Annotated in this window: 26 protein-coding genes; 15 read left to right on the forward strand and 11 right to left on the reverse strand. The window is 61.3% G+C overall.

Features of this window, described 5'->3' with window-relative positions; translation table 11 throughout:
* Positions 1-188 precede the first annotated feature (188 nt).
* Positions 189-491 carry an RNA-binding protein gene (locus tag RGCCGE502_RS02825; RefSeq protein ID WP_016552654.1) on the forward strand — a complete coding sequence of 101 codons (303 nt, stop codon included), beginning with the start codon at positions 189-191 and terminating at the stop codon, positions 489-491.
* A gap of 57 nt (positions 492-548) precedes the next feature.
* Here RGCCGE502_RS02825 and RGCCGE502_RS02830 read toward each other — a convergent pair whose 3' ends face one another.
* Positions 549-1130, reverse strand: a complete 582-nt coding sequence (locus RGCCGE502_RS02830) for a transglycosylase SLT domain-containing protein (RefSeq protein WP_016552655.1) — start codon at positions 1128-1130, stop codon at positions 549-551.
* A 231-nt stretch (positions 1131-1361) separates the two neighbouring features.
* Here RGCCGE502_RS02830 and RGCCGE502_RS02835 point away from each other — a divergent pair, with 231 nt between their 5' ends.
* Positions 1362-2429, forward strand: coding sequence for a cyclic nucleotide-gated ion channel (locus tag RGCCGE502_RS02835; protein WP_016552656.1), 1068 nt, complete (start codon positions 1362-1364; stop codon positions 2427-2429).
* 44 nt (positions 2430-2473) lie between these two features.
* On the opposite strand, the gene RGCCGE502_RS02840 is transcribed toward RGCCGE502_RS02835, so the two are convergent.
* Complete coding sequence (locus RGCCGE502_RS02840) at positions 2474-3031, reverse strand: dihydrofolate reductase family protein (RefSeq protein WP_016552657.1); 558 nt, start codon at positions 3029-3031, stop codon at positions 2474-2476.
* A gap of 90 nt (positions 3032-3121) precedes the next feature.
* On the opposite strand from RGCCGE502_RS02840, the gene RGCCGE502_RS02845 reads away from it, so the two are divergent.
* Complete coding sequence (locus RGCCGE502_RS02845) at positions 3122-3628, forward strand: winged helix-turn-helix transcriptional regulator (RefSeq protein WP_016552658.1); 507 nt, start codon at positions 3122-3124, stop codon at positions 3626-3628.
* Here the strand turns inward: RGCCGE502_RS02845 and RGCCGE502_RS02850 are convergent, their stop codons facing one another.
* A complete protein-coding gene (locus RGCCGE502_RS02850; RefSeq protein WP_016552659.1) occupies positions 3629-4435 on the reverse strand; it encodes a TIGR02186 family protein in 807 nt (268 codons plus the stop codon).
* Positions 4435-5355, reverse strand: a complete 921-nt coding sequence (locus RGCCGE502_RS02855; protein ID WP_016552660.1) for a sulfite exporter TauE/SafE family protein — start codon at positions 5353-5355, stop codon at positions 4435-4437. The genes RGCCGE502_RS02850 and RGCCGE502_RS02855 overlap by 1 nt, the downstream gene beginning before the upstream one ends.
* A gap of 225 nt (positions 5356-5580) precedes the next feature.
* On the opposite strand from RGCCGE502_RS02855, the gene RGCCGE502_RS02860 reads away from it, so the two are divergent.
* Positions 5581-6225 (forward strand): DUF922 domain-containing Zn-dependent protease, encoded by a 645-nt coding sequence (locus RGCCGE502_RS02860; RefSeq protein WP_439332327.1) that lies wholly within the window; start codon positions 5581-5583, stop codon positions 6223-6225.
* Between the two features lie 24 nt (positions 6226-6249).
* Here RGCCGE502_RS02860 and RGCCGE502_RS02865 read toward each other — a convergent pair whose 3' ends face one another.
* Positions 6250-6885 (reverse strand): TerC family protein, encoded by a 636-nt coding sequence (locus RGCCGE502_RS02865; RefSeq protein WP_016552662.1) that lies wholly within the window; start codon positions 6883-6885, stop codon positions 6250-6252.
* A 280-nt stretch (positions 6886-7165) separates the two neighbouring features.
* Between RGCCGE502_RS02865 and RGCCGE502_RS02870 the strand changes: the two genes are divergently transcribed.
* Positions 7166-8788 carry an ABC-F family ATP-binding cassette domain-containing protein gene (locus RGCCGE502_RS02870; protein ID WP_016552663.1) on the forward strand — a complete coding sequence of 541 codons (1623 nt, stop codon included), beginning with the start codon at positions 7166-7168 and terminating at the stop codon, positions 8786-8788.
* A 104-nt stretch (positions 8789-8892) separates the two neighbouring features.
* On the opposite strand, the gene RGCCGE502_RS02875 is transcribed toward RGCCGE502_RS02870, so the two are convergent.
* Positions 8893-9375: a hypothetical protein gene (locus tag RGCCGE502_RS02875; protein WP_016552664.1), complete on the reverse strand. Its 483-nt coding sequence runs from the start codon at positions 9373-9375 to the stop codon at positions 8893-8895.
* A gap of 532 nt (positions 9376-9907) precedes the next feature.
* On the opposite strand from RGCCGE502_RS02875, the gene RGCCGE502_RS02880 reads away from it, so the two are divergent.
* The 3 genes from RGCCGE502_RS02880 (at position 9908) to RGCCGE502_RS02890 (ending at position 12481) form a co-directional block, all read left to right on the forward strand.
* The gene (locus RGCCGE502_RS02880) at positions 9908-10720 is read left to right on the forward strand and encodes an arginase family protein (RefSeq protein WP_016552665.1); all 813 of its coding nucleotides are present in this window, start codon (positions 9908-9910) and stop codon (positions 10718-10720) included.
* A gap of 95 nt (positions 10721-10815) precedes the next feature.
* Positions 10816-11931 carry a flavin-containing monooxygenase gene (locus RGCCGE502_RS02885; RefSeq protein ID WP_016552666.1) on the forward strand — a complete coding sequence of 372 codons (1116 nt, stop codon included), beginning with the start codon at positions 10816-10818 and terminating at the stop codon, positions 11929-11931.
* A 121-nt stretch (positions 11932-12052) separates the two neighbouring features.
* The gene (locus RGCCGE502_RS02890; RefSeq protein WP_016552667.1) at positions 12053-12481 is read left to right on the forward strand and encodes a plastocyanin/azurin family copper-binding protein; all 429 of its coding nucleotides are present in this window, start codon (positions 12053-12055) and stop codon (positions 12479-12481) included.
* Positions 12482-12550: 69 nt separating this feature from the next.
* Here the strand turns inward: RGCCGE502_RS02890 and RGCCGE502_RS02895 are convergent, their stop codons facing one another.
* From RGCCGE502_RS02895 to RGCCGE502_RS02910, 4 genes are read right to left on the reverse strand one after another with little or no spacing between them, the layout of a single operon-like run.
* A complete protein-coding gene (locus RGCCGE502_RS02895) occupies positions 12551-14767 on the reverse strand; it encodes a 3-hydroxyacyl-CoA dehydrogenase NAD-binding domain-containing protein (protein WP_016552668.1) in 2217 nt (738 codons plus the stop codon).
* 35 nt (positions 14768-14802) lie between these two features.
* Complete coding sequence (locus RGCCGE502_RS02900; RefSeq protein WP_016552669.1) at positions 14803-14994, reverse strand: hypothetical protein; 192 nt, start codon at positions 14992-14994, stop codon at positions 14803-14805.
* A 23-nt stretch (positions 14995-15017) separates the two neighbouring features.
* The gene (locus RGCCGE502_RS02905; protein WP_016552670.1) at positions 15018-16226 is read right to left on the reverse strand and encodes an acetyl-CoA C-acetyltransferase; all 1209 of its coding nucleotides are present in this window, start codon (positions 16224-16226) and stop codon (positions 15018-15020) included.
* 36 nt (positions 16227-16262) lie between these two features.
* Positions 16263-18059, reverse strand: a complete 1797-nt coding sequence (locus RGCCGE502_RS02910; RefSeq protein ID WP_016552671.1) for an acyl-CoA dehydrogenase C-terminal domain-containing protein — start codon at positions 18057-18059, stop codon at positions 16263-16265.
* A gap of 201 nt (positions 18060-18260) precedes the next feature.
* Here RGCCGE502_RS02910 and RGCCGE502_RS02915 point away from each other — a divergent pair, with 201 nt between their 5' ends.
* From RGCCGE502_RS02915 to RGCCGE502_RS02935, 5 genes are all read left to right on the forward strand, one after another.
* Positions 18261-18734 (forward strand): VOC family protein, encoded by a 474-nt coding sequence (locus RGCCGE502_RS02915; RefSeq protein WP_016552672.1) that lies wholly within the window; start codon positions 18261-18263, stop codon positions 18732-18734.
* A 139-nt stretch (positions 18735-18873) separates the two neighbouring features.
* Entirely contained in the window at positions 18874-20367 is a 1494-nt protein-coding gene (locus tag RGCCGE502_RS02920) for a sensor histidine kinase (protein WP_016552673.1), read from the forward strand.
* Positions 20364-20801: a response regulator gene (locus RGCCGE502_RS02925; protein ID WP_016552674.1), complete on the forward strand. Its 438-nt coding sequence runs from the start codon at positions 20364-20366 to the stop codon at positions 20799-20801. The genes RGCCGE502_RS02920 and RGCCGE502_RS02925 overlap by 4 nt, the downstream gene beginning before the upstream one ends.
* Before the next feature lie 16 nt (positions 20802-20817).
* On the forward strand, positions 20818-21837 hold the full coding sequence (locus tag RGCCGE502_RS02930; protein WP_016552675.1) for a sensor histidine kinase: 1020 nt from the start codon (positions 20818-20820) through the stop codon (positions 21835-21837).
* Between the two features lie 258 nt (positions 21838-22095).
* Positions 22096-22467, forward strand: coding sequence for a hypothetical protein (locus RGCCGE502_RS02935; protein WP_016552676.1), 372 nt, complete (start codon positions 22096-22098; stop codon positions 22465-22467).
* 13 nt (positions 22468-22480) lie between these two features.
* On the opposite strand, the gene RGCCGE502_RS02940 is transcribed toward RGCCGE502_RS02935, so the two are convergent.
* Complete coding sequence (locus tag RGCCGE502_RS02940; protein WP_016552677.1) at positions 22481-23764, reverse strand: cystathionine gamma-synthase family protein; 1284 nt, start codon at positions 23762-23764, stop codon at positions 22481-22483.
* A gap of 120 nt (positions 23765-23884) precedes the next feature.
* On the opposite strand from RGCCGE502_RS02940, the gene RGCCGE502_RS02945 reads away from it, so the two are divergent.
* Together RGCCGE502_RS02945 and RGCCGE502_RS02950 are read left to right on the forward strand one after the other, a co-directional pair.
* Positions 23885-24343: an Lrp/AsnC family transcriptional regulator gene (locus RGCCGE502_RS02945; RefSeq protein ID WP_016552678.1), complete on the forward strand. Its 459-nt coding sequence runs from the start codon at positions 23885-23887 to the stop codon at positions 24341-24343.
* 58 nt (positions 24344-24401) lie between these two features.
* Positions 24402-25103, forward strand: a complete 702-nt coding sequence (locus tag RGCCGE502_RS02950) for an SDR family NAD(P)-dependent oxidoreductase (protein ID WP_016552679.1) — start codon at positions 24402-24404, stop codon at positions 25101-25103.
* The last annotated feature ends 305 nt before the right edge of the window (positions 25104-25408 follow it).

A 25408-nucleotide genomic window follows, 5' to 3' on the forward strand; every position in this document is an offset into this window, starting at 1 on the left:
GTGAACTTCGAGAAGATCCGTGAACCCCGCAGTCGATCACGGTAAGCTCGGTATGATGTCGCAAATGCCATCAGCAACGTCTCCAAAGTCGGCGGCCGGTCTGCGTCTCCGTTGTCGTGAACAGTGCCGAATTCCTGTATGTTTGTCGGACCGCCTCAGGTCATATACGATCTGAAAAGGGGCCAAAAATGTCCACTCAAGCGCTGCTAATCGTGCATACCGATGTTCCGAATGAAGCGGATCGTGCCTCCTTCGATCAATGGTACGATCGCCATCTGCCAGAGGCACTGCACGTGTTCGGGGCACTCCGGGCCTGGCGGACCTGGAGTCGAACCGATCCTTCGAAGCACACCGCCTTCTATGAGTTCTCTAGCTTAGAAGAGGCGAACGCCGCGATTCAATCGCCGGGCAACGAATTTGATGCCAAATGGGGCGGGCGGGCGACACGCACCCGAGACATTGTTGAGGTTGCTCAGCGGCTACCGGACTAAGACTGACACTCTGTGAAAAGCCTCGCTTGCGTCTGTTTCAGGCCTCGATAGGAGACCTCAATTGCATCCCTGCAATTGCTGCTGATAGGTCACCGCCATATTGCTGAATCGTTGCGCGGTCTTCTGCAGTTGCCCATTCGCGCGCCAGTCGCCGCGCATGTAGCCTTTCGGGCCGGAATAATAGGCGAGGTAGAGGTTGTAGGCATCGTTGAGCGGGATGCCGGTCGTCTGACTGTTTTGCGAATGGTACCAGCCGATAAAGTCGATCGCATCGGCGAAGTTGGTACGGCGGGCAGCGAAGCTCCCCGTCGCCGATTGATAGTGATCCCAGGTGCCATCGAGCGCTTGCGAATAGCCGTAGGCCGTCGATGGCCGCGTCCAGGGAATGAAGCCGAACAGCTTGGTGCGCGGCGGCCGCGCATAGGGCTGGAAACCGGACTCGGTATACATCGTCGCCATCAGGATCGGAACCGGAACCCCATATTTACGCTCCGCCTTTTTCGCCGCGCGCTGCCAGCTCGTGAACATTCCGTCGCGCTGGTCGAAGACAGCGCAGATGTTTCGGGTTTGCTTGGGAGCCGTCGCGCAGCCGGCAGCAAGTGCCAGAAGCACGAGGACGGGGAGGACACGGATACGCATTACAGAAAACCTCTCGTTCCGAGAGATTACTAACTCGTAAATATTAACGAGCGGTTTTTAGTCGATTGCGAGTTGCCACGGGTGAGATGGCGGCATGGCTCGCCATGCCGGCAGTAGGTGTTTGGCGACGGCAGCGGCCGAGACCTGCAAGAACGCAAGGGATCGCGCCCCCTTGCGCACCGCCTGAACGCATCTATTGTCGAGAAATGCCGGGACGGTTGGGAGTGTCTGATGTCGGCAGTGCCTTTTTCGAAGATTTCCTCGCCGCTCAATGCGTTGCTTGCTGCGACCGGATTGCTGATGGTGGCTTTGCTTACGACGCCGGATCTGACCCCGCAGGCGAGGTTCGCCTGCCAGCTTGTTCTTGTCGCGATCTGGGTGGCCTACATCCTCCAGTTAGCCGGCACCTTTCTGTCCCAACGACACCACCTGCCGGGTGGGATGCCACCTCTGCTGATCGATGTAGTTGCGGTCCTGGTTCCCCTGGCTGCATTCCTGTTCGTCGGCTCCCGCGATCGAAGCTTGTACTGTGCCATCTGGCTTCTCAAGCCGCTGCGGGACTCGACCTTCTTCAGGTTGATGGCAAAGGTGGTTGCCAATGAATACCGCAACCTCCTCGGGGTGACGTCGGTTTTCGCCAGTGTTCTCTTCGGCGCGTCGGTGGCCGGTTATGTCATCGAGCGGGATATCCAGCCGGACAAGTTCGGCAGCATTCCGCAGGCGATGTGGTGGGCGGTCGTCACCCTGTCGACGACCGGCTACGGCGACGAGATCCCCCAAAGCCTGGCTGGGCGGGTGCTGGCCGGGTTGGTGATGATGAGCGGCATCGGCATTTTCGCACTTTGGGCCGGCATCCTCGCCACCGGCTTCTACGAGGAGGTTCGCCGTCGGGATTTCGTGCGCAACTGGCAACTCGTCGCCGCCGTACCTCTGTTTCAGAGACTGGGCTCGGCAGCTCTGATCGAGATCGTCCGCGCGCTACGGCCGCGCACGGTGCCCGCTGGCGCCGTGATTTGCCGCAAGGGCGATGTCGGCGATCAGATGTTCTTTATCGTCGAAGGGCGGGTCAGCGTTGCGACGCCCGATCATCCGGTCGAACTCGGTACTGGAAGCTTTTTCGGCGAGATGGCGCTGATCAGTGGAGAACCACGCTCGGCGACCGTCAGCGCGGCCACCGAGGTCTCCCTACTGTCGCTCGCCGCCGTTGATTTCCAGATGCTGTCGAGCAGCAGTCCGGAGATCGCCGAGACGATCCGCAAGACGGCATTTGAGCGACGGGGCGGCTTGCCGAAGGAATGATTTAAAGCCACGGTATGGCTGCGGCTGACCGCAGCCACCGGCCGTCACGCCTTGACCGGTTCGTAACGCAGGATCACCGCGCCGCTCTTTGTTGTCGCACTGTCGAATAGTTTCATCGGGATCTGCTGGCTGGCCGGTTTGAAGAGCGGGTTGCCGGCGCCGAGGATGACCGGCACCAGGCAGATGCGGACCTCGTCCACCAGTCCTTCCTGCAGGAGTGAATCTGCAAGTTCGGCACTGCCGAAAATGAAGATCGTCTTGCCGGCCTCGGCCTTCAGCTTCTTGAGTTCCGAGACAGGTTCACTCACGACGCGTGTATTGTTCCAGTCGGCCGTCGTCATCGACCGCGACACGGCGATCTTGGCAATGCCGTTCATATAGGCCTTGATTTTCTCTTCTCCCTCCGCTGCCGGCCAATAAGCCGCCATGCCTTCGTATGTCTTCCGGCCGAAGACCAGCAGATCGCCTTCCTCGCCGAATTGCTCGGCATAACGCTCGAGCTCGGGGCCCCAGGCCAGATTGTGGAAGTCGATATCCCACGGCTTGGTGCCCTCGAAATAACCGTCGAGTGTCATCAGATTCCAAACAACTAGCTTTCGCATTTCGTCCTCCTCGAAACTGGTTGCAATTTGCAACTGGTTGAAAGCTAGATTGACTGATGGCAAAATGCAAGCAGTTTTTTGGAGATCCTCATGGACGATGCTCACCGCTCCGGTTGCCCGATCAACCTGACGCTGGAAGTGCTCGGCGATCGCTGGAGCCTGATCGTCATCCGCGACATCATGTTCGGCAATCGGCGCCATTTCCGTGAGTTGCTGCAGAATTCGCAGGAACGAATCGCCTCGAACATTCTGGCCGATCGCTTGCGTCGCCTCGTCGACAGGGGGCTGCTCACAAGAGAGGACGATCCAAGCCACAAGCAGAAGGCCATCTACAGCCTGACCGAGATGGCGATCCAATTGGTGCCGATCTTCGCCCATATGGGCGCATGGGGCCGCAGGCATCTTCCCGTATCCGAAGAACTCTCCATTCGCGCCGAGCTTTTGGAGACGGGGGGTGCTGAGCTTTGGGACGACTTCATGGACGAGTTGCGCGCCAAGCACCTCGGCAAGACGCTGCCTGCCGGAACGCCGTCGGTGCTCGGGCGCCTGACGGAGGCCTATCTTGATGTCGTTGCCCGCAAGGCGAAATCCGCCTGATCAATCCTTGCGGAATACGACGCTGGCGCCCCAGCCGGTAATCAGCGCCAGAAAGACGGAGAGAAGGCCGTAGGCGATCGGCTGCGCGTGCGCAGCGTCAGTGATCATCTGCTCGATCCCGGTCTTGATGACACGCAGCGGAACCGACTTCTCGGTCACGAAGTTGCCGCTTTTGAAGAGGTAGGCGCGCACGGTGTGCACGCCATTCGGAATATTCGCCGGAAGTCGCAGGCTTGCCTTGAAAAGGCTGGAACTGACGAAGCGCACGCCGCTCGGGTCGCGATCGTAAAGGCCGCCGTTCTCCTGCAACCGGCGAAAGGCCTGCCGGAACTCCCCGAGATTGCTGGCATTGCCGACGAAGCCGACCGGCGTCAGCGGAATGTGGTCGATCCCGATCCCCATATCTGTCAGGTCAAGTGGCGTGGTGATGTCGTCGAGCATGCGGGAGCTTGACATCGAATAGGAATGCGGCACCGCCTCGAAGGTCATCGAGCGGGTGTTGACCCAGATGCCGAAGACGCGCTCCTTGCGGCGTACCGTGGCGTTCTCCCGCGGTCCCTCGAGAACGACAACGACATCGTACTGGCCGATTGCCAGCAGCAGACTGTCGGTGTTGGTCACTGCGCCGAAGATGGTGAGGTCCGCGCCGCGAAAATCCGAGGTGATGGCGATTTCGCTGGTCGACGTGCCGATCTCAAGGCCCTCGGCCGTGGTTTGCGTTGCCTGCCCCGGGAGGAGCATTTGCGCCGTCGCGACAGCCGGCAGCATAATGACGCAAAGCAGCAGGGCGGTGAGAACGCGGAGCATCAGTTCCCCCCCATGACCACGGAGTAGACATCCGCCGGGGTGACAACCAGCGCGACGGCAAGGCGAAGGCCGACGGCGAGCACGAGAAGCCCGAGCAGCGCGCGAAGCTGTTCGCCACGCAGCTTCTGTCCGACGCGCACGCCGTATTGCGCGCCGATGACGCCGGCAATCATCAGGATGAAGGCGAGCACGATGTCGACCGAGAAGTTGGTCGCCGCCTGCACGACCGTCGTATAGGCGGTCACGAAGATGATCTGGAACAGCGATGTGCCGACAACCACGTTGGTCGGGATGCGCAGCAGATAGATCATCGCCGGCACCATGATGAAGCCGCCGCCGACGCCCATGACCGACGTCAGCACGCCGATGCCGAAGCCGAGCGCGATTACCGGGATAACGCTGAGGAAGATTTTCGACTTCTTGAACCGCATCTTGAGCGGCAGCTTGTGCACCCAATGGTGATGACCGGGGCGTCGCGGCGTTGGCGGCACGTTCTTCGCGGCGCGGCGCATGGCATTGACGCTCTCGAGTAGCATCAGGCCGCCGACGGTGCCGAGGAAGATAACGTAGAGCAGCGAGATGATGAGATCCAGCTGGCCGATCTGTCGCAGCAGCGAGAAGATCCAGATGCCGACCGTGGCGCCGGTCAGACCGCCGATCAGCAGCACGGTTCCAAGCTTCAGGTCGAGCGATCCGCGACGGAAATGCGTGATCGCACCCGAGATCGACGAGGCCACGACCTGGTTGGCACCGGTGGCGACGGCGACGACCGGGGGGATGTTGTAGAAGATCAGCAGCGGGGTGATCAGGAAGCCACCGCCGACACCAAACATTCCGGACAGAAAGCCGACGGCCGCTCCCATGCCGAGAATGATGAAGATGTTCACCGACAATTCTGCGATAGGCAGATAGATTGTCACAGCAGACCTCAATCTATGAACTGCCCCACAGGCAGGCGTCTTACATCCCGTTCGAATGGCGCATCATACGGTGAAATCGTTGCCAGAGGATTTCGATAAGCGACATGCAATCCGCTCGATAGCGTGATGCTCTCGAATAATCAGGCTTTTTTTGGGTTTTATGACAAGCCTTTAGGAGGGCGCCTCGACAAAGCATCCGATCGCCATGTTCGGATCGCCGGTTGAATGCAAGGCGCCTGCCGACTAGGTCCGAGCGTCATTGTCCGGGGGATTCGCGTGAAGGCTGGATTGGTTCGTTGGTTGCTGGTGGCCTGTATCGTGCAGCCGGTTGCGGCGAGGGCGGAATGGCAGCCGATCGAAGAGGTGCGGACCTATGCGGTGACGGGGAGTTCCGGCGCGGCGTTGTACGATTCCATCGGCCAAAACGGCCCGGACCTTGGCGGCAGCCGCGCGGTGGCGCACACAACCTTCAAGCTGACCTGGACAAGAAAATACGAGCGTCGCGGCAACGCCTGCGTGATTGCCGTGGCACGGCCGAAGCTGATCATCACCTACACGCTGCCGAAGCCAGCCGGAAAGCTTCCCGCTGCCACGGCGGCAAGCTGGGCGACGTTCATCGCCGGTATTGAAACGCATGAGCGGGTGCACGGCGACTACATCGAGCAGATGGTCCGCGACATCGAGGCGATGAGCCTCGGCTTTTCCGCCGACAACGACCCGGACTGCCGCAAGATCCGGATCGAACTGACGAAGCGTCTGGGCGAACTCTCGGCGCGGCAGCGACAGCAGGGCCGCGATTTCGACAAGGCCGAGATGAGCGAGGGCGGCAACATCCGCCGCCTCGTCCTGCAGTTGGTGAACGGCCCCTGAGGGGCCGCTCGAAGCTTTGCCGGATCAGCCCAAGGCGGCAGCGGCAACCGGAGCGAGGTGCGGCCAGACCTCCAGCGCGCCGCGATAGATCATGTTCAGCGCCACGTAGATGATGATGGCAAGGCCGAGATAGGCGATCCAGTGGTAGCGGTTGAGCAGGCGCGCGATGAAGTTCGCAGCGATACCCATCATGGCGATCGACAGGATCAGGCCGATGACGAGGACCGTCGGATGTTCGCGGGCGGCACCTGCGACGGCAAGCACGTTGTCGAGCGACATGGACACGTCGGCGATGACGATCTGGCTGGCGGCCTGGAAGAAAGTCTTCCGCGGTGCAGTGGCGGCGCCTTCGGCCCCCTCGGTTTCGCCGCCGCTGCCGTTGCGCAGATCGCGCCACATCTTCCAGCAGACCCAGAGCAGCAGGATGCCACCCGCGAGCAGCAGGCCGATGATCTCGAGGAGCTGAACGGTGACGCTGGCAAGCGCGATGCGCAGCACGGTGGCGGCAAGAATGCCGACGAGGATCGCCTTCTTGCGTTGGTCGGCCGGCAGCCCGGCGGCGGCAAGACCGATCACCACGGCGTTGTCCCCGGCAAGCACGAGGTCGATGAGAACGACCTGCAACAGCGCCGCCAGGCCGGCAGAAGTGAAAATTTCCATGTGTGACAATCCCCGACTTTTCGAAACGCACCGCCGGCGCGTCGTTAACGCATAGATGATCGTTGATCGGCTGATCAAGTGGCGCTGGCGTATTGTGGAAAAGTTCTGCTGGCCGTTGCAGTTCCGCCGAAGCCGACAAACAGCCTTCATTTTCCTCATTTAAGCTTCTTTGCATGGTCGGGGATTGGCCATGACGCGGCGAACGTGCTAGCGAGAGCCGCAAAAAGCCCCGGCCGGCATGATCGAGGGGCGCAGCAACGCTTTCGGACTCCACTGAGACATGATTCGTATCGAGAATATCAGCAAGCAGAACAGCCACCGCATCCTCTTCATAGAGGCATCCGCAGCCCTCAACAAAGGCGAGAAGATCGGTCTCGTCGGCCCGAACGGCGCCGGCAAGACGACGCTCTTTCGCATGATCACGGGACAGGAGCAGCCCGACGAAGGCCAGGTCGCCGCCGAAAAGGGTGTGACGATCGGCTACTTCAATCAGGATGTCGGCGAGATGGAGGGTCGCAGCGCCGTGGCCGAGGTCATGGAAGGTGCCGGCCCCGTCAGCGTCGTCGCAGCCGAGCTGCGTGAGCTCGAAGCGGAAATGATCGATCCGGACAAGCTCGACGAGATGGACCGGATCATCGAGCGCTACGGCGAAGTCCAGGCACGCTACGAGGAGCTTGACGGCTATGCGCTCGAGGGCCGTGCGCGCGAAGTGCTGGCGGGTCTGAGCTTCACCCAGGAAATGATGGACGGCGACGTCGGTGCGCTGTCGGGCGGCTGGAAGATGCGCGTCGCGCTCGCCCGCATTCTGTTGATGCGCCCTGATGTCATGTTGCTCGACGAACCGAGCAACCACCTCGATCTCGAGAGCCTGATCTGGCTGGAAGATTTCCTGAAGACCTACGACGGCGCATTGCTGATGACCTCGCACGACCGCGAGTTCATGAACCGCATCGTCGGCAAGATCATCGAGATCGACGCCGGCTCGCTGAACAGCTACTCCGGCGATTACGGCTTCTACGAGCAGCAGCGGGCGCAAAACGAAAAGCAGCAGCAGGCGCAGTTCGAGCGCCAGCAGGCGATGCTTGCCAAGGAGATCAAGTTCATCGAGCGCTTCAAGGCACGCGCCTCGCACGCTTCGCAGGTGCAGAGCCGTGTCAAGAAGCTCGAGAAGATCGACCGTGTCGAGCCGCCGAAGCGCCGCCAGACGGTTGCGTTCGACTTCCTTCCTGCCCCGCGCTCCGGCGAAGACGTGATCAACCTCAAGAATGTTCACAAGAAGTACGGCAGCCGGACCATCTATGAAGGTCTGGATTTCATGGTCCGTCGCAAGGAGCGCTGGTGCATCATGGGCATCAACGGCGCCGGTAAGTCGACCCTGCTGAAGCTGGTGGCTGGCTCCGCCGAACCCGATCAGGGCAGCGTCGCTCTCGGCGCCAGCGTCAAGCTGGGCTATTTCGCGCAGCATGCCATGGATCTGCTGGACGGCGAGCGGACGGTGCTGGAATGGCTGGAAGATTCTTTCCCGCAGGCCGGGCAGGCGCCGCTGAGAGCGCTGGCGGGATGCTTCGGCTTCTCCGGCGACGACGTCGAGAAGAAGTGCCGCGTGCTTTCGGGTGGTGAAAAGGCTCGGCTGGTCATGGCCAAGATGCTGTTCGATCCGCCGAACCTGCTCGTCCTCGACGAGCCGACCAACCATCTGGACCTCGATACCAAGGAAATGCTGATCAAGGCACTGTCGCAATACGAGGGCACGATGCTTTTCGTCTCGCACGACCGGCATTTCCTCGCGGCGCTTTCCAACCGCGTCCTTGAATTGACGCCTGACGGCATCCATCAGTATGGCGGCGGCTACACCGAATATGTCGAGCGCACCGGCTACGAGGCACCCGGCCTGCGGGGCTGACGGCGCCGTGGCACCCGTCGGCCTCCGGGCTCGACACAAAACCGCTATCGTGGCGACCTCCGCCCAAGCTTGCCGCGAAGCCGCCTTTTGAACACCAGGCGCCGCTATTTCTGGCATTTCGGCGCTGCCGGCAGGCCGTAGCGGCCGGGAAAGGCGCTGAGTCGTGATCGGAGTTCCGGTTGCAGCCGTGCCGCCTCTGCCAAGCGACGCTCCAGATCGCGGAATTCCGCCGTGTCGTCGGCAGTCGTCTCTGGCATCCTGCCCATCATCCGAAGGATAGCCTGCCGCCGGTCCTCGTTGGCGCCGGTGCAAGGCGGAAAATAGGGGTGATAACCGGAACCGTGCTGTATCTGTGCCGCTGTCAGTTTGCCCCCGCAGGCGCGGGCGCGACGGCAGCCGGGGATGACGCAATCCTTCCAGAAACCGCATTCGCCGGCCGCAAGACGGGTGATAACGCATCCGCCCGGCCGCGCCTTCTCCTCGTCATGGACCAGTCCGCCATCCTCGAAGTTCATGGCTTCGACGACGGCGAGCACCTCGACCACGGGCAGGGCGAGAAGTCTTTTCAGGAACAGGCTGCTTCTCATGCGTTTCCTCCACGGCGGCTCCGCCGCCATGTTTCGACTATCGATCCGGAGAGTCCACGCAAATGCGGAACCTCACTGGTTGGTTTTATGGTGGCTCCGCATTTGCGTGGCCTTCGGCGTTCTTCGGGACTTCCGCTCCCTTCAGATGATCGCCTCGTCTCGCTGCGTCCGGGCATTTTCGCCGGACTTGCATGGCTGAACCAAACCGGATGCTGGAACATCCGGGGGAGACTTGTGACGGCAACGGGTTTGACGCCGATGCCCGGCTTTCACCTCCCCGCGTTCGACTGCACGTTACAGCCTGGCACAGGGCGCCGGCTACCCGCCTGCCCGCGAACGTCTCGCGAAACACTCCGGCGACGGAAGCGGGACGATTGTAAGCATGGAGCTGAAGGGTGGGGAAAATCGGAGCGAATTTTTCTGCGCCGGACCGGATGACCGAGTAGCTGCAAGGTCTGGATGCGCCACAAGCAGGCTTCCTCGATCTGCGAATTGCCTTTAGGGTTGCGGCGCATAGTCGGAGGTTGCAGTCTTGGCAAAGCGGGCAGAGTACACAGTATTCCAAGGGCGTGCAGGCGATCATAACGATCTGGCCATTCCCGGCGCGAAGGCCATTGGCGAGGAGTTGGAAAGCCGCACTGGTATCTCGCCTACAGTGATCGGCACCCCGGCACCCGCATTGAATACCGGCTGGCATGAAGAGCTGGATGCGGCTCTTCCATCGCTGAAGGAAATTCAGTCTCGCTTCGACGATGTATTTGCCAGAGGGGCAGTCTCGATTGCCGCAACCAGCCGGTGCGCCGTTTCTCTGGCGACGCTGCCGGCGATCGCAAAGCACTTTCCCTCCGCCTGCATCGTGTGGTTCGATGCGCATGGCGATCTCAATCCACCTGAAGCGAGCCCGACTGGATATCTCGGTGGACTGGCGTTGGCAGGCCCTGTCGGGCTTTGGGATTCAGGTCTTGGCGCAGGCTTGGGCCTGGATCAGGTCGTTCTGGTGGGGCAGCGCGACCTCGATCCATTTGAACTTGATCTTATAGCGACGCACAACATTCCGCTCATCAAGCCGGACGCTGATCTGGCAACTGAGCTTCGGAACGCAATAAGTGGTCGATCCGTCTATGTACATCTCGACTGCGATGTCTTGGAGCCGGGCATTGTACCGACGGACTACCAGCACGAAGGCGGCCTATCGCTGGATGATCTGCGGGTCTGCTGCGAGCTAATTGCAGAGCATGATTTCATCGGGATCGAGATCGCGGAGTTTCAAAGCGCCTGGGGGGCGAACGGTTCTCCCGTGTCCCCGAATGCTCTGCTTGATGCTTTGAAGCCCGTTCTGCAATAGCGATTTGCCACTGGGGCGCCCAACCGAAACACGCTCGCTCGTCAGCGAAATCTCCTCTATGCTTTGTCCCGGCTTCCGGACGCCGGAGATCTCTATTGACGGATGCAGAGACGATCATCATCGGCGCGGGACCAGCGGGATTGGCCTGCGCCGTGGCGCTGCAGGCGCGTGGGCGCTCGTTCGTCGTGCTTGAGAAAGGCGATACGCTCGCCGCCGCCTGGCATCGCCACTACGACCGCCTTCACCTGCATACGCACAAGAGGCACTCGGCCCTGCCGGGAATGCCGATGCCGCGGCGTTTTCCAAGGTATCCGTCGCGGCTTCAGGTGATCGAGTATCTCGAAACCTATAGCTCGTCGAACGACATCGAGGTGAGATTTGGTGCGCGCGCGACGACGATCCGCAAGGACGACATGTGGACCGTGGAGAGCTCTGACGGGACCTTGATGGCGACGAACGTCATCGTCGCGACCGGCCTCGCGAACACGCCGATACGGCCGGTCTGGGAAGGGCGGGAGCTGTTTGCGGGCAAACTTCTTCATTCCTCCGAATTTACCAATGCCGCCGCGCTTGCCGCCAAGCGCGTCCTCGTGGTCGGCTTCGGCAACTCGGCCGGCGAGATCGCGCTAGAATGCGCCGAGGCCGGTCTTGACGTCGCGATGGCGGTGCGCGGCCCGATCAGCGTCGTGCCGCTCGAACTGTTCGGTGTGACGAGCGCCAGCATCGCCATCGCGCAACGTTTCCTTCCCTATCGCCTGGTCGATGCGCTGAATGCGCCGATCCTCAGCCTGCGGTTCGGCGACCTCGGGAAATTTGGGGTGGAGCGGGCAAAGGGCGGCCCGCTGACCGGCATCATCGAAAGGGGCCGTACGCCTCTGATCAACATCGGAACGATCGAGCGGATCCGGTCGGGAGATATCAAGGTGTTCCCGGCGATCTCGAACAGCCAGGCGCGGCGCGTCAATTTCGTCGACGGCCGATCCGACATGTTCGATGCGATCGTTCTGGCGACCGGCTACCGGCCCGGTCTTGATGCGCTTCTGCCCGATTTCGCTGAGCGATTTGCCGGTGCTGACGGTCCCGCCCGCGGCGCGCTGCAGCCGGCGAATGACGGTCTCTACTTTTGCGGCTTCACTGCCGTGCCGACCGGTCTTCTCCGGGAAATCGGACTAGAAGCGGAAAAGATCGCGGCCTCCATCGCCGGCAAATGACACAGTTTTCATCGCGTGCCTGCGGATGCCGCTGCGCTCTTCCGCGGTTTGACGGCCTTTCAGGTTAACGTCAGACGTGCTGCCTACACGAAGCGCGGGCTGCAACGGAAAGGCTGATTTGATGAACAGGTACGCATGGTATGCTCTCGCAGCATCCGCCGTGATCGCAATTGCTTCGCCGTCATGGGCGGCAACGACGGTGAAAGTCACAGAAGGCGGTGAGGGCGGCGGGCCGATGACCCTGACGCTGGACCAGACCACGATCAAGGCGGGCGAAACGATCTTCGCCGTTCACAACGACGCGATGACCGAGGATCACGAGATGGTGCTGGTCAAGCTGAAGTCTCCCGACCAGAAGATCCCGGTGGTTGCTTCGCGGCATCGGGTCGACGAAAAACAGCTCAAGAGCATTGGCGAAGTCTCGGACCTCAAGCCGGGAGCGGACGGGCAGTTGAAAGCAAAACTTGCCCCGGGCGCCTATCTGTTGCTGTGCAATATCAAAGGGCACTACGAGGCGGGCATGCAGGCCGGCCTGACGGTAACGAAATAACTGTCATCTGAGATAGACGGCCAGCCGAAAGCGACGGCTGGCCTTTGCTTGAGATTGGCTGGTGGCGGCTTACGCCGCCTCCTTCTCCTTCGCATAGGGATCAAACCGGCCGTAGAAGGTCTCGCCCTTGGCAGCCATGTCTTTCAGCAGCGCCGTCGGCTTGAAGTGTGCGCCGTAAGCTGTAGCTAACGTTTCGCAGAGTACCACGAAGGTCTTCACGCCCATGCCGTCGATGTAGCTGAGCACGCCGCCGGTGTAGGGGGCGAAGCCGAAACCGAGGATGGAGCCGACGTCGGCCTCGCGCGGATCGGTGACGATGCCTTCCTCGAGGGTGCGCGCCGCTTCCAGTGCGATGGTGACGAGGAAGCGCTGCTTCAGCACCTCGACATCGACCTCGTCTGCCTTCTTCTGCGGGTAGAAGGTCTTCAATTCGGGCCAGAGCGATTTCTTCGCCGGTTTCGCCGGATAGTCGTAGAAGCCCTTGCCGTTCTTGCGGCCGCGACGGTCGAGCCCGTCGACCATCTTGTTGATCAGCGCCATATGTTCAGGATTGACGGCTGCCTCGCCGAGATCGGCGACGGTGGCCTTCAGGATCTTCTGGCTGAGGTCGATCGCCACCTCGTCGTTCAGGGACAGCGGCCCGACAGGCATGCCGGCCATCTTGGCGGCATTCTCGATCATCGCGGGCGGCACACCCTCGATCAGCATGTCGTAGGCTTCGTGTATATAGCGGAAGACGCAGCGATTGACGAAGAAGCCACGCGTATCGTTGACGACGATCGGCGTCTTCTTGATCGCGGCGACGTAATCGAGGGCGACGGCAAGCGCCTTGTCGCCGGTCTCCTTGCCCAGGATGACTTCCGTCAGCATCATCTTCTCAACCGGCGAGAAGAAATGCACGCCGATGAAGTCGACCGGGCGCTTGGAACTCTTGGCAAGGCCGGTGATCGGCAGCGTCGAGGTGTTGGAGGCGAAGATGGCGCCCTCGGGCAACACGGCCTCGACCGCCTCGATGACGGCCTTCTTGACCTCACGGTCCTCGAACACCGCTTCGATGACGAGATCCGCATCGGCAAGGTCGGCATAGTCGGCAGAGGGGGTGATCCGCGACAGCAGCGTCGCACCCTCATCCTGTGTAAGACGTCCTTTACTGATGGAATCCTTCACCAGGCCTTCGCCGACGCCCTTGCCCTTCGTCGCCGCTTCGATGTCGCGGTCGATGAGGGTGACGGGGATGCCGGCGGCGGCGGTCACATAGGCGATCGAGGCTCCCATGAAACCGGCGCCGACGACACCCACCTTCTTCAACTCCGTTTTCGGGATTCCGGCGGGGCGGCGGGCCCCTTTGCCGAGCTCCTGCATGGAGATGAAGAGCGAACGGATCATCGAGAAGGCTTCGCTGGTCTGCAGGATCTCGGTGAAGTAGCGCTGCTCGATCTTGAGGCCGGTGTCGAACGGCACTTGCAGGCCTTCATAGACGCATTTCAGGATGGCGAGCGCCGCCGGATAGTTGCCCGCCGTTTCGCGGCGCAGGATTGCGGGCGCCGCCGGCCAGAGCTGCGCTGCTGCGGGCGTCCAGATGCCGCCGCCGGGCGCCTTGAAGCCCTTCTCGTCCCAGGGAGCGATCGGCTTCAGCCCGTCCTTGATCATCTGCTTGGCAGCAGGGATGAGCTGATCCGGCTCGACGACCTGATGCAGGAGGTTCATCGCCTTGGCGCGTGCCGCCGTCAGCGACTGGCCCGTCGTCATCATCTGCAGGGCAGACTGCGCGTCCGCCAGGCGCGAGACGCGCTGCGTGCCGCCGGCACCCGGGAAGATGCCGACCTTGACCTCGGGCAGCGCGATCTTCACCGACTTGGCATTGGAGGCGACGCGGCCGTGGCAGGCAAGCGACATTTCGAAGGCGCCTCCCATGCAGGTGCCGTTGATCGCCGAGACCCACGGTTTGCCCGAGGTTTCGATCTTGCGGAACAGGCCGGTCATGCGGCCAACGAGATCGAACAGCTTCTGCGCGGCGCCATCGGGGTTGGCGGCCTTCTCGTGCTGATAGAGCGAGAACATCGACTTGATCATCGAGAGGTCCGCGCCGCCCGAGAAGCTCGACTTGCCCGAGGTGATGACCGCGCCCTTGATGGCGCCGTCGGCTACGACGGCATCGACGATGGCGTTGAGCTCGTCCATCACCTCCTCGGTGAAGACGTTCATGGACTTGCCGGGCATGTCCCAGGTGACAAGGGCGATGCCGTCTGCGTCGGTTTCGACGGTGAAGTTCTTGTAAGTGTTCATGATGGGATTTCCTCTTCCCTCAAATTCCCAGGCTTTCAGAAGACGCCAAGCAGGTAGCAGGCCACGCCAATGACCAAGGCAAGGAACAGCAACATGAAGCGATTTTCGCCTCGCAGCCGCCGCACATGCTCCTTCGGATTGACCCGAGATGCCTCAGCAGCAGCCTCTTCGATGCTTTTATCGAGGTTTCGAAGCTCGAAGTGACGGTCCGTCTCGTTCTGGCCCATGGCGAATGTCTGCCTGATAGTCCCTAGACGCGTTCGATGATGGTCGCCGTGCCCATGCCGGCGCCGATGCAGAGCGTGACGAGCGCGGTGTTGAGGTCGCGCCGTTCCAGTTCGTCGAGCACCGTGCCCAGGATCATCGCGCCGGTGGCGCCGAGCGGGTGGCCCATGGCGATCGCGCCGCCGTTGACGTTGATCTGGTCGTGCGGGATCTCGAAGGCCTGCATGAAGCGCAGCACGACGGCGGCAAAGGCCTCGTTGAGCTCGAAGAGATCGATGTCGGCAAGCGTCATGCCCGTGCGCTTCAGCAGTTTCTCGGTGACGTCGACCGGACCGGTCAGCATCAGCGCCGGGTCGGAGCCGATGTTGGCGAAGGCCTTGATGCGGCCGCGGGGCTTGACGCCCATGCTCTCGCCGCCGGCCTTGGAGCCGAGAAGCACGGCAGCCGCGCCATCGACGATGCCGGAGGAATTGCCGGCGTGGTGGACATAGTTGAGGCGCTCGACCTCCGGATGGGCCTGGATGGCGACCGCTTCGAAGCCACCCATCTCGCCGGGCATCTGGAAGGAAGGGTTGAGCGATGCCAGCGCCTGCATGTCCGTGCCCGGGCGCATGTGCTCGTCATGGGCAAGGATAGTCAAGCCGTTCTGGTCCTTCACGGGGACGACGGAGTTCTTGAAGTAGCCCTTCTCCCAGGCGTTCGCTGCGCGCTTCTGGCTTTCGACAGCATAGGCATCGACATCATCGCGCGAGAAGCCGTACTTGGTGGCGATTAGGTCAGCCGAAACGCCCTGCGGCATGAAATAGGCCGGGAAGTTCACGGAGGGATCCATGAACCATGCGCCGCCGGACATGCCGAGACCGACGCGCGACATGCTCTCGACGCCACCGGCGATGACGATGTCATCGGCACCCTGGGCAATCTTCGCCGCACCGAAATTCACCGCGTCGAGACCGGACGCGCAGAAGCGGGAAATCTGCATGCCGGGCGCCTTGGTGGAGTAGCCTGCCTCGAAGGCAGCCCCGCGCGGGATCACCGCGCCGGCCTCCATGACAGGATCGACGCAGCCCATGATGATGTCGTCGACGGTCGCGGTATCGAGCCCGTTGCGGTCGCGGATCGCCTCCAGCGTCTTGGCGGCAAGTCGCACCGACGGTACTTCGTGCAGCGAGCCGTCCTTCTTGCCGCGGCCGCGTGGCGTACGCACGTGGTCGTAAATGAAAACCTCGGTCATTCCTCTATCTCCCTATCGGCGCGGGCGCCGTTGAACTCAAAAGGCCTCGGCGGCCAAGGTCATCATCGTTTCCGCACCGGTTTCGATCCGGGCCTTGCGCAGCGCCGTTTCCGGCATGATCCGCTCCATGAAGAAGCGCGCGGTGATCAGCTTGTTGCGAAGGAAGGCCTCGCGCTCCATCTCTCCGGCGGCAATGCCATCCTCGGCAGCCTTCGCCATCTTTGCCCACATGTAGCCGAGCACGACGAGACCGAAGAGGTGCATGTAGTCGGTCGAGCCGGCGCCGGCATTGTCTGGCTTGGCCATGGCATGCTGCATGAACCACATGGTCGCCGCCTGCACGTCGTTCAACCCCTTCTTCAGGTTCTTGGTGAAGAAGGTCATCTGTTCGTCGCTGCGGTTCTCCTCGCAGAAATCGCCGATTTCCTTGAACAGCGCCATCACGGCGCGGCCGCCGTTCTGGCCGAGCTTGCGGCCAACGAGATCAAGCGCCTGAATACCGTTGGCGCCTTCGTAGATCATGGCGATGCGCGCATCGCGCACATACTGGCTCATGCCGTGCTCTTCGATGTAGCCGTGGCCACCGAAGACCTGCTGGGCCATGACGGCGTGGTCGAAGCCCTTGTCGGTCAGCACGCCCTTGAGGATCGGGGTGACGAGGCCGAGGATGTCGTCTGCGGTCTGGCGCTCCTTCTCGTCCGCCGATCGGTGGGCGATGTCGGATTTCAGCGCCGTCCAGAGCAGGAAGGCGCGACCGGCCTCGTTGAAAGCGCGGATCGTCATCAGCAAGCGGCGGATGTCGGGATGCACGATGATCGGATCGGCCTTCTTCTCCGGCGCCTTCGGGCCGGAGAGAGAACGGCCCTGAATGCGCTCGCGGGCATAGTTGACGGCATTCTGGTAGGCGATTTCGGAGATTGCCAGTCCCTGCAGGCCGACGCTGAGACGCGCCTCGTTCATCATCACGAACATGGCGCTGAGGCCCTTGTTCTCGGCGCCAATGAGGAAGCCGGTCGCCTCGTCATAATTCATGACGCAGGTGGCGTTGCCGTGAATGCCCATCTTGTGCTCGATCGCACCGCAGGAGACCTGGTTGCGCTCGCCGACCGTGCCATCTGCCGTGACGAGATATTTCGGCACGATGAACAGCGAAATGCCCTTGGTGCCCTCGGGGGCGCCCTCGATGCGCGCCAGCACCAGATGGACGATATTGTCCGTCATGTCGTGCTCGCCGGCGGAAATGAAGATCTTCTGGCCTGAAAGTTTGTAGCTGCCGTCTGCCTGCGGCACCGCCTTGGTGCGCAGCAGGCCGAGATCGGTGCCGCAATGCGGCTCGGTGAGGTTCATGGTGCCCGACCATTCGCCGGAAACCATCTTCGGCAGATAGGTGTGCTTCTGCTCGTCCGAGCCATGGACGAGGATCGCCGCGATCGCACCCTGGGTGAGGCCGGGATACATCATCAGCGACATGTTGGCGGCAGAGGTGTATTCGCCGACAGCCGCATGCAGTGCATAGGGGAGGCCCTGGCCGCCGAATTCCTCGGGAACGGCAAGCCCGATCCAGCCGCCCTGGCAATAGGCGTCGTAGCCGCCCTTGAAACCATCAGGCACGGAAACCGAGCCGTCTTCGTGGCGCACGCAGCCTTGCTGATCGCCGGAATAGTTGAGCGGAAAGAGCGCTTCCTCGGCGACCTTCGCGGCCTCGCCGAGGATCGCCTCGATCATGTCAGGCGTGGCGTCGGCAAACCCCGGAAGATTGTTGTAGCGTTCCAGGCCGAGCACGTCGTTCAGCACGAAGAGCGTGTCGTTAACCGGGGCCTTGTAGACTGGCATCGTTCGAATTCCTCCAATTCGGCACGCCGGATGACACCGGCATTCCAGAGTCTCTTACAAAATATTGACGTTTGCGTAAACGTCAAATTTTGCGCCTACTCGAATTTCTGATGACGATTGTGTGTGCGCTGTCGGGAAGGGCGGGCCGGAAACGTCCTAGGGTTATCGAACCCATCGGAGCAGCAACGAGGAGGACAATCCATGCTCAAGGTCAGTTCGAACCTCTGGTTTGAGAAGGACGTCCGGGAGGCCGTCGAATTCTATGTGGCGACCATTCCGAATTCGTCCATGGGACGTACGACCATCCTGCCGGCCGAAACGCCGAGCGGCCCTCCGGGCAGCGTCGTCATCATCGAGTTCAAGCTCGGGCATCAGGATTTCGTAGCGATGCAAGCCGGCCCGCTGGACGCGTTTAACCACGCCTTTTCGATCTCGGTACAGTGCGAAACACAAGACGAGATCGATCGGATATGGAGCGCGTTCCTGGAAAACGGCGGCGTCGAGGAACAGTGCGGCTGGTTGCGGGATCGATGGGGCCTGTGCTGGCAGATCGTTCCGCGAGCGCTGTCGGAGATGGTTGCCGGTCCGGATCGGGAACGCGCCAAGCGCGTCACCGAGGTAATGCTGGATATGGTCAAGCTGGATATTGCGAAGCTCGAGGCGGCCTACCGCTGATTGATTGGGTCGCGACCCGCTCCCGCAGCGCCCTCGGCGGCGGCTGCGGGAGAACTGTTAAAGCAGATACTATAAGGGTGCTATCTTTCCCGGGCGGGTGTGTGTACATGGAGGTGCCCACCGACATTGCGGACGCCGAATGACTTCTACAGCAGCCTTCTACCGCTCCAGCCTGATCATGCTTGCCATTGGGGTGCTGGTCTTGCTTGGCATCGTCGGCTCGTCCATCTGGCTGGTACGCGCCAACAACAATTACTCGGAGGAAACGGCGTCGCTTCGCCGGGTGCGGAGTTCGATCGTTGGCCTCCTGACAACTGTTCAGGATGCCGAGACGGGCCAGCGCGGCTTCCTGCTGTCGAACGATCTCAGCTATCTCGCGCCCTATGACAAGGCGCTGCAGGAACTGCCCCAACGCCGCAAGGCTCTGGTCGACAATGTTTCGCCGCTGCCGAGTTACGCGGCGCAGCTCGATGCGCTGAATACAGCCGTTGAAGGAAAGCTGCTCGAACTTTCGACCACTGTAGCACTTGCCAAGGAAGCCAAGCTTCCGGAGGCGGTCGCCATTGTTCGCGACGACGCCGGCCGCGAATACATGGACAAGGTCCGCTCGATCCTCGGCAATTTCCTCGAACAGACGGATGACCGCTTACGCGTCCTCGTGCAGGCGCAGCTGTCGGCAGCAAGCAATCTGCAATGGGTCACGATCGGCGGCGCGGTCGCCATCCTGATCGTGCTCGGCGGTGCGATACTGATCATTGTACAGCACGTGCGTGATCTGCAGGCGGCAACCGACGAAGTGGAATTCCTCAACGTTGGGCTGGAAGCGCGCGTGCGCGAGCGCACCGAGGAAGTGATCCGCGCCAACCAGGAAATCCAGCGCTTCGCTTACATCGTCACCCACGATCTGCGTGCGCCGCTCGTCAACATCATGGGCTTCCTGAGCGAGCTCGACACCGCGATGAAGTCGGTCACGACTTACATTCTTGCAGACGACAAGTCGCCGACCGAGGAGGAAATTCGCGAAGCGCGGCAGGCGGTCGAGGAGGACCTGCCTGAAGCTCTCGGTTTCATCCGCTCGTCGACGCGCAAGATGGACTCGCTGATCAACGCGATCTTGAAGATCTCCCGCGACGGCCGCAGGAAGCTTCAGCCGGAGCGCATTGACCTTAAATCCCTGCTGGAAACGGCGGCCGCAAACGTTCAACACCAAGTGTCCGAATCCGACGGAGCGGTGGACATCCGCGTCCGCGCTGGCGCGGTCATCACCGATCGGTTTTCACTCGAACAGATTTTTGGCAATCTTTTCGACAATGCTGTGAAGTATCAGCTGCAGGGTCGGCCGCTGGCGCTTGAGATCGACGCCTATCCGGATGGTTCGGGCCGCGTGCGGATCGACTTCAAGGACAATGGACGCGGCATCGGGCCTCAGCACCTTGAGCGGGTGTTCGAGTTGTTTCGTCGGGCAGGGGAGCAGGATCAGCGCGGCGAAGGCATCGGCCTTGCACATGTGCGCTCGTTAATTAGAAATTTGGGCGGAGACATTACGGTCGAATCCGAACTCGACCAGGGCAGCACCTTCATTCTGACGCTGCCGTCCGACCTCACGAAAATCGTCCGGAGTATGGAATCATGAAAGCCACGGGTCAGGAAGTAACGATCGTCATGATCGAGGATGACGAGGGCCATGCCCGTCTCATCGAAAAGAACGTGCGCCGCGCCGGTGTGCACAACGAGATCGTGCCCTTCACCCTGGGCAAGAGCGCGCTCGACTATATCCTCGGACCGAGCCGCGATGGCGTGGTCAGCAAGGATCGCTACCTGCTCGTCCTGCTCGACCTCAACTTGCCGGATATGTCGGGCATCGACATTCTCGAGCAGATCAAGGCCAATGAGCACACCCGCCGCCTGCCGGTGGTCGTGCTGACGACCACGGACGACGAGCGTGAGATTCAGAAGTGCTACGATCTCGGCGCAAACGTCTACATCACCAAGCCAGTCGACTATGACGGTTTCGCCACCGCGATCCGCAATCTCGGCCTGTTCTTCTCCGTCATCCAGATCCCCTAACGAGTAGCCAATATCTGTGCGCATTCTTTACATCGACGATGATCCGGCTCTAGCCCGTCTTGCCACACGGGTCCTTGCGCGCAGTGATTTCGAAGTCATTCATGCCCCGTCGATCACCACGGGGCTCGAACTGTTCGAAGCCGAGGAATTCGAGGCGGTCGTTCTCGATCACTATTTCGAGAACCAGACGGGCCTGAATTTCCTCGAGGCAATCGCCGAGACCCGCCGGCGAACCCCGGTTCTTTATGTGACAGGTTCGAGCGACGCCGACGTGGCGATCAAGGCGCTGAAGGGCGGCGCTGCAGACTACGTCGTCAAGACCGCGACGGACGACTTCTTCCCGCTTCTCGTCAGCGCGCTCGAGCAGGCGCTGGAAAATGCGCGCCTGCGTAGCGAGAAGGAAGAGGCGGATCGGCAGCTCGTCGTTGCCAAGGAACGCGCGGAACTGCTGCTCGCCGAAATGAATCATCGTATCGCCAACAGCCTGTCGCTTGTTTCCGCGATGATCCGCATGCAGATGCAGATCGCTCATAGCGATGAAACGAAGACGGCGCTTGACGAGACGCAGAACCGGATTACGGCGATCGCCGGCGTCCACCGCAGTCTCTATACGTCAGGCGATGTCAGCGAAGTGCAGCTCGACGTCTATCTGCGGCCGCTGCTGGCAGAGTTGCACGGCACAAGCAGTTTTTCGCGCGGCATAGCGGTCCAATCCGACCTTTGCCGCATATCAACGAGCGCCGACAGGGCCGTTGCACTCGGCGTCATCCTGACAGAGTTGGTAACCAACGCCATGAAGTACGCCTATCCCGAGGCGGAAGGCGAGGTGCGTGTTGTCCTGCGAAGAACCGACGACGGCGGCAATGTGATGTCCGTCGAGGACGATGGCGTCGGTTTCGATCGGGCGAGCGGGCCAAAAGGGACCGGCCTCGGCACACGCCTGATCAACGCCATGACGACGACACTCGGTGCGGAGATCACCTACGGCCGTGATGGTAAGTCGACGGGCACATATGTGGCCGTACGCTGGCACTGAGAACGCCGCCGCAGTCTTAGCTTTCCCGCACCACGAACGATCGCGACCGGCAGACCTGGCCTGTCCATGTGTTCTATCGATGCGTCGGGGCGGCGTGTTGAACCGGACAAAGCCCATAGCGCGACATAGAAATGATAATGATTGCCATGCCTGTGCGTGAGGCTTTCGTCTAACCTTTGTCGGAACTGTTTGCTTCCGGGAGAAGACACGCTAGATTTCGCAGGCAGACTGATGAAAGAGCTTTGGAGGAGCGATTTTATGAGACGGATGTGGCCGGAGGAGTTCAATTCCATTCTCGATGGAGCCGAGGAAGTCACGCTGGAACTGCCGGCTGTTGAGCACGAAGACGGCTCGCGCAGCGAAGCGGTGAGCCGCAAAGCCCTGAAGGTCCGCATGTCCGTGGAAGACTACGAGCGCATCTGGCCGCTGGCCGAAATGCGTTACCGTCTCGATGGCAAGAGGGCGGGCGAGGCGATCACTCTGATCACGACAAGCCCGCATTTTCATCGCTGGCATCCCGCCGATGGCGGCAGCCTCGACAATGTGTCCGATAGCGGCCGCCACTACACGACGAAATATGTCGTCGTGCATTTCCTGCTCGACGATGTGAGGGAAACGGCGGCCGCCTAAGCCGCCGCCCAAATCACGCGGCGTCCAGCGCCTGTTGCAGATCGGCGACGAGATCATCCGGATGCTCGATGCCGATCGACAGGCGGATCGTCGATTCCAAAACGCCGATCCGTTGGCGCACGTCGGCTGGCACGCCGGAATGGGTCATCGTTGCTGGATGGCTGGCGAGCGATTCCGTGCCACCCAGGCTGACCGCCAGCTTGAAGATCTGCAGGGCGTTCAGGAACTTGAAGGATGCCGGCTGACCGCCCTTGATGTCGAACGAGAAGGTCGATCCAGCACCGGTGCACTGCGCCGCAAAGGCCTTTCCAAGCGGCGAGTTGGCGTCGTGGTAGGGCAGGTAGTGAATTTTCTCGACCTTCGGATGCTCGCGCAGGAAGTCGGCGACGACGCGGGCATTGCTGTCGGCGCGCTCCATGCGGATCTGCAGCGTTTCCAGCGATCGGCCGAGCATCCAGCAGGAGTGCGGGTCAAGCTGCGTACCGATCGCGCCGCGCAGCGCCTTGACCTGCTTCATGACTGCCTTCGAGCCAAGGGCTGCGCCGGCGATCAGATCCGAATGGCCGCCGACATATTTGGTCAGCGAATAGAGCGAGATGTCGGCCCCATGCTCGATCGGCCGCTGGAAGACCGGGCCGAGCAGCGTGTTGTCGCAGGCAATAACAGGCGTATGCCCCTGCTTCCTGCCGATCGCGTCGGCGACGCGGCGGATCATCGCGACATCGACGAGGCTGTTTGTCGGATTGGCTGGCGTCTCGACGAGGATCATTGAGACCCGGCCTTTGGCCATGGCTTGTTCCGCGGCCGATTGCACCGACGCTTCACTGACGCCGTCGGCGAAGCCCACGGCTGCAACGCCGAGATTGAGGAAGGTCTTTGCCAGCAGCGTCTCCGTTCCACCATAGAGCGGTTGTGAATGCAGGACGGCATCACCCGGCCGGACGAAGGCCAGCAGTGTCGTCGCGATTGCCGACATGCCCGACGAAAAGAGGGCGCAGCTTTCGGTCCGTTCGTAGACGGCAAGCCGGTCCTCGACGATCTCGCTGTTGGGGTGATTGAAGCGGGAATAGACCAGGCCGGCGCCCTTGCCGGCTGGTGGCTCCTTGCGGCCGGAGACATAATCGAAGAAGTCGCGGCCATCCTCGGCGGACTTGAAGACGAAGGTCGAGGTCAGGAACACCGGCGGCTTGACTGCCCCTTCCGACAATTCCGGATCGTAGCCATAGTTCAGCATCTGCGTTTCGGGATGCAGGGCGTGGTTGCCGATGTGAGTCTTGGAAGGGTGCGGTGCGGTCATTGTCGTCTCCTCGCGCGATGCCGTGATGCTCGCAAATTATATCAGAATGCGACGGCTGTTCTTGCTATTTGCCGCGCGGTTATGCTCTCTGAAGCAACTTAGTGCGGAGAATGAAGCGTTGTGACGCAGAAAATTGCTGATGAGATGGATCGGAAGATCCTCAAAGAGCTGATGAATGACGCCCGTCTTCCAAACAACGAACTTGCCGAGCGAGTCGGACTTTCTGCATCCGCTTGTCTTCGCCGTCTGCGCCGGCTGGAGGACGCGGAAATCATTCAGGGCTATACGACCCTCGTCGATCCGGCCGTCGACGGCTGGACGATGACAGCACTCGCCTCGGTTCGGCTCAGCCGCCAGCATGAGGACGAGATCCAGATGTTCGAGAGCGCGGTTCGCGGGTGGGACGAGGTGTTGGAGTGCCATCTGGTCACCGGATCGCGTGACTATGTGCTGAAGGTGATGAGCTCGGGCCTCGACGACTACGAGCGCTTCATCAAGGAAAAGATTGCCCGGCTGAAATGCGTCGATACTATCGAGACCAGCTTCGTGATGAACACGATCAAGGCGCGGCGGGTGTGATATCCGCGAGAGCTTGATCTTGCGCCCAGGTTTCGGACAAAACGACCGGAGGACAGCGATGACCGAGTTTCCCTACCGTTCCGCTTTGATCGTCGGTGCAGGCCCGGGTCTCAGCGCCTCGCTTGCACGTCAATTGACGGGGCGCGGCGTCAAGGTCGCGCTGGCGGCGCGCAACGTCGACAAGCTGAGCAAGCTCGCTGACGAGACCGGCGCGAGGATGTTTGCGGCGGATGCCGCCCAGCCGGCGTCCGTCGCGGCGCTTTTCGATGAGGTCGCGGCAGCCATCGGCGATCCGGAGGTTGTCGTCTACAACGCCAGCGGTCGCCTACGTGGCCCTTTGGCCGAACTCGATCCGGCGGCAGTCGAACAGGCAATTGCGGTCAGCGCCTATGGCGGCTTTTTTGTCAGCCAACAGGCGGCAAGACGGATGCTGCCGCAGGGACGCGGTGCGATCCTGTTTACCGGAGCGACGGCGAGCGTGAAGGGATATGCCCAGTCGGCCGCGTTTGCGATGGGCAAGTTCGCGCTCCGCGGTCTTGCCCAGAGCGCTGCCCGTGAACTCGGGCCGAAGGGCATTCACGTCGCGCATTTCATTATCGACGGCGGGATCCGCTCGGAGATGCGTCGGGAGGACCCGGCCAAACCGGATGCGATGCTGGATCCAGACGCCATCGCGCAGACCTATATCGATGTCCTGCTGCAGCACAGGAGTGCCTGGTCGCAGGAAGTCGAGGTGCGACCGTGGACGGAGTCATTCTGACGTTGCACCACTGCCGTTTCCGGCGGCGGTACACAGCATCGCGCATCGGCCGGTTTCGGTACGAATGCCGCTGAAAAACCTTAAAAGTTAAAAAAATCTCACGCCGATTAACGGGTTGTTTACCACGTTTCGTGAATGGTGCTGTCTGAGCATTGGCGACTTGCATTCCTTTTTTCAGTCTCGCGTTTCATGGAATGCCGCTAACGCCGTACAGGTTGAGGAAAGTCTAATTGATTACCCCTTCATGAACGGTGCTCTCGTCCGCATTTCGGTGCGGCGCTGACGGAAGCCAATGATCGGCCCTG

Origin of the sequence: Rhizobium grahamii CCGE 502 (genome assembly GCF_000298315.2) — a bacterium.
Taxonomy (GTDB): Bacteria; Pseudomonadota; Alphaproteobacteria; order Rhizobiales; family Rhizobiaceae; genus Rhizobium; species Rhizobium grahamii.

What these genes read in the sequence shown, in the direction of transcription:
- RGCCGE502_RS02835 (WP_016552656.1), top strand. Translation starts at nt 1,362, where the DNA reads ATGTCGGCAGTGCCTTTTTCGAAGATTTCCTCGCCGCTCAATGCGTTG.
- RGCCGE502_RS02935 (WP_016552676.1), top strand. Translation starts at nt 22,096, where the DNA reads ATGAGACGGATGTGGCCGGAGGAGTTCAATTCCATTCTCGATGGAGCC.
- RGCCGE502_RS02840 (WP_016552657.1), bottom strand. Translation starts at nt 3,031, where the DNA reads ATGCGAAAGCTAGTTGTTTGGAATCTGATGACACTCGACGGTTATTTC.
- RGCCGE502_RS02850 (WP_016552659.1), bottom strand. Translation starts at nt 4,435, where the DNA reads ATGCTCCGCGTTCTCACCGCCCTGCTGCTTTGCGTCATTATGCTGCCG.
- RGCCGE502_RS02825 (WP_016552654.1), top strand. Translation starts at nt 189, where the DNA reads ATGTCCACTCAAGCGCTGCTAATCGTGCATACCGATGTTCCGAATGAA.
- RGCCGE502_RS02915 (WP_016552672.1), top strand. Translation starts at nt 18,261, where the DNA reads ATGCTCAAGGTCAGTTCGAACCTCTGGTTTGAGAAGGACGTCCGGGAG.
- RGCCGE502_RS02900 (WP_016552669.1), bottom strand. Translation starts at nt 14,994, where the DNA reads ATGGGCCAGAACGAGACGGACCGTCACTTCGAGCTTCGAAACCTCGAT.
- RGCCGE502_RS02860 (WP_439332327.1), top strand. Translation starts at nt 5,581, where the DNA reads ATGCAAGGCGCCTGCCGACTAGGTCCGAGCGTCATTGTCCGGGGGATT.
- RGCCGE502_RS02920 (WP_016552673.1), top strand. Translation starts at nt 18,874, where the DNA reads ATGACTTCTACAGCAGCCTTCTACCGCTCCAGCCTGATCATGCTTGCC.
- RGCCGE502_RS02870 (WP_016552663.1), top strand. Translation starts at nt 7,166, where the DNA reads ATGATTCGTATCGAGAATATCAGCAAGCAGAACAGCCACCGCATCCTC.
- RGCCGE502_RS02940 (WP_016552677.1), bottom strand. Translation starts at nt 23,764, where the DNA reads ATGACCGCACCGCACCCTTCCAAGACTCACATCGGCAACCACGCCCTG.
- RGCCGE502_RS02865 (WP_016552662.1), bottom strand. Translation starts at nt 6,885, where the DNA reads ATGGAAATTTTCACTTCTGCCGGCCTGGCGGCGCTGTTGCAGGTCGTT.
- RGCCGE502_RS02925 (WP_016552674.1), top strand. Translation starts at nt 20,364, where the DNA reads ATGAAAGCCACGGGTCAGGAAGTAACGATCGTCATGATCGAGGATGAC.
- RGCCGE502_RS02895 (WP_016552668.1), bottom strand. Translation starts at nt 14,767, where the DNA reads ATGAACACTTACAAGAACTTCACCGTCGAAACCGACGCAGACGGCATC.
- RGCCGE502_RS02845 (WP_016552658.1), top strand. Translation starts at nt 3,122, where the DNA reads ATGGACGATGCTCACCGCTCCGGTTGCCCGATCAACCTGACGCTGGAA.
- RGCCGE502_RS02875 (WP_016552664.1), bottom strand. Translation starts at nt 9,375, where the DNA reads ATGAGAAGCAGCCTGTTCCTGAAAAGACTTCTCGCCCTGCCCGTGGTC.
- RGCCGE502_RS02910 (WP_016552671.1), bottom strand. Translation starts at nt 18,059, where the DNA reads ATGCCAGTCTACAAGGCCCCGGTTAACGACACGCTCTTCGTGCTGAAC.
- RGCCGE502_RS02905 (WP_016552670.1), bottom strand. Translation starts at nt 16,226, where the DNA reads ATGACCGAGGTTTTCATTTACGACCACGTGCGTACGCCACGCGGCCGC.
- RGCCGE502_RS02950 (WP_016552679.1), top strand. Translation starts at nt 24,402, where the DNA reads ATGACCGAGTTTCCCTACCGTTCCGCTTTGATCGTCGGTGCAGGCCCG.
- RGCCGE502_RS02830 (WP_016552655.1), bottom strand. Translation starts at nt 1,130, where the DNA reads ATGCGTATCCGTGTCCTCCCCGTCCTCGTGCTTCTGGCACTTGCTGCC.
- RGCCGE502_RS02890 (WP_016552667.1), top strand. Translation starts at nt 12,053, where the DNA reads ATGAACAGGTACGCATGGTATGCTCTCGCAGCATCCGCCGTGATCGCA.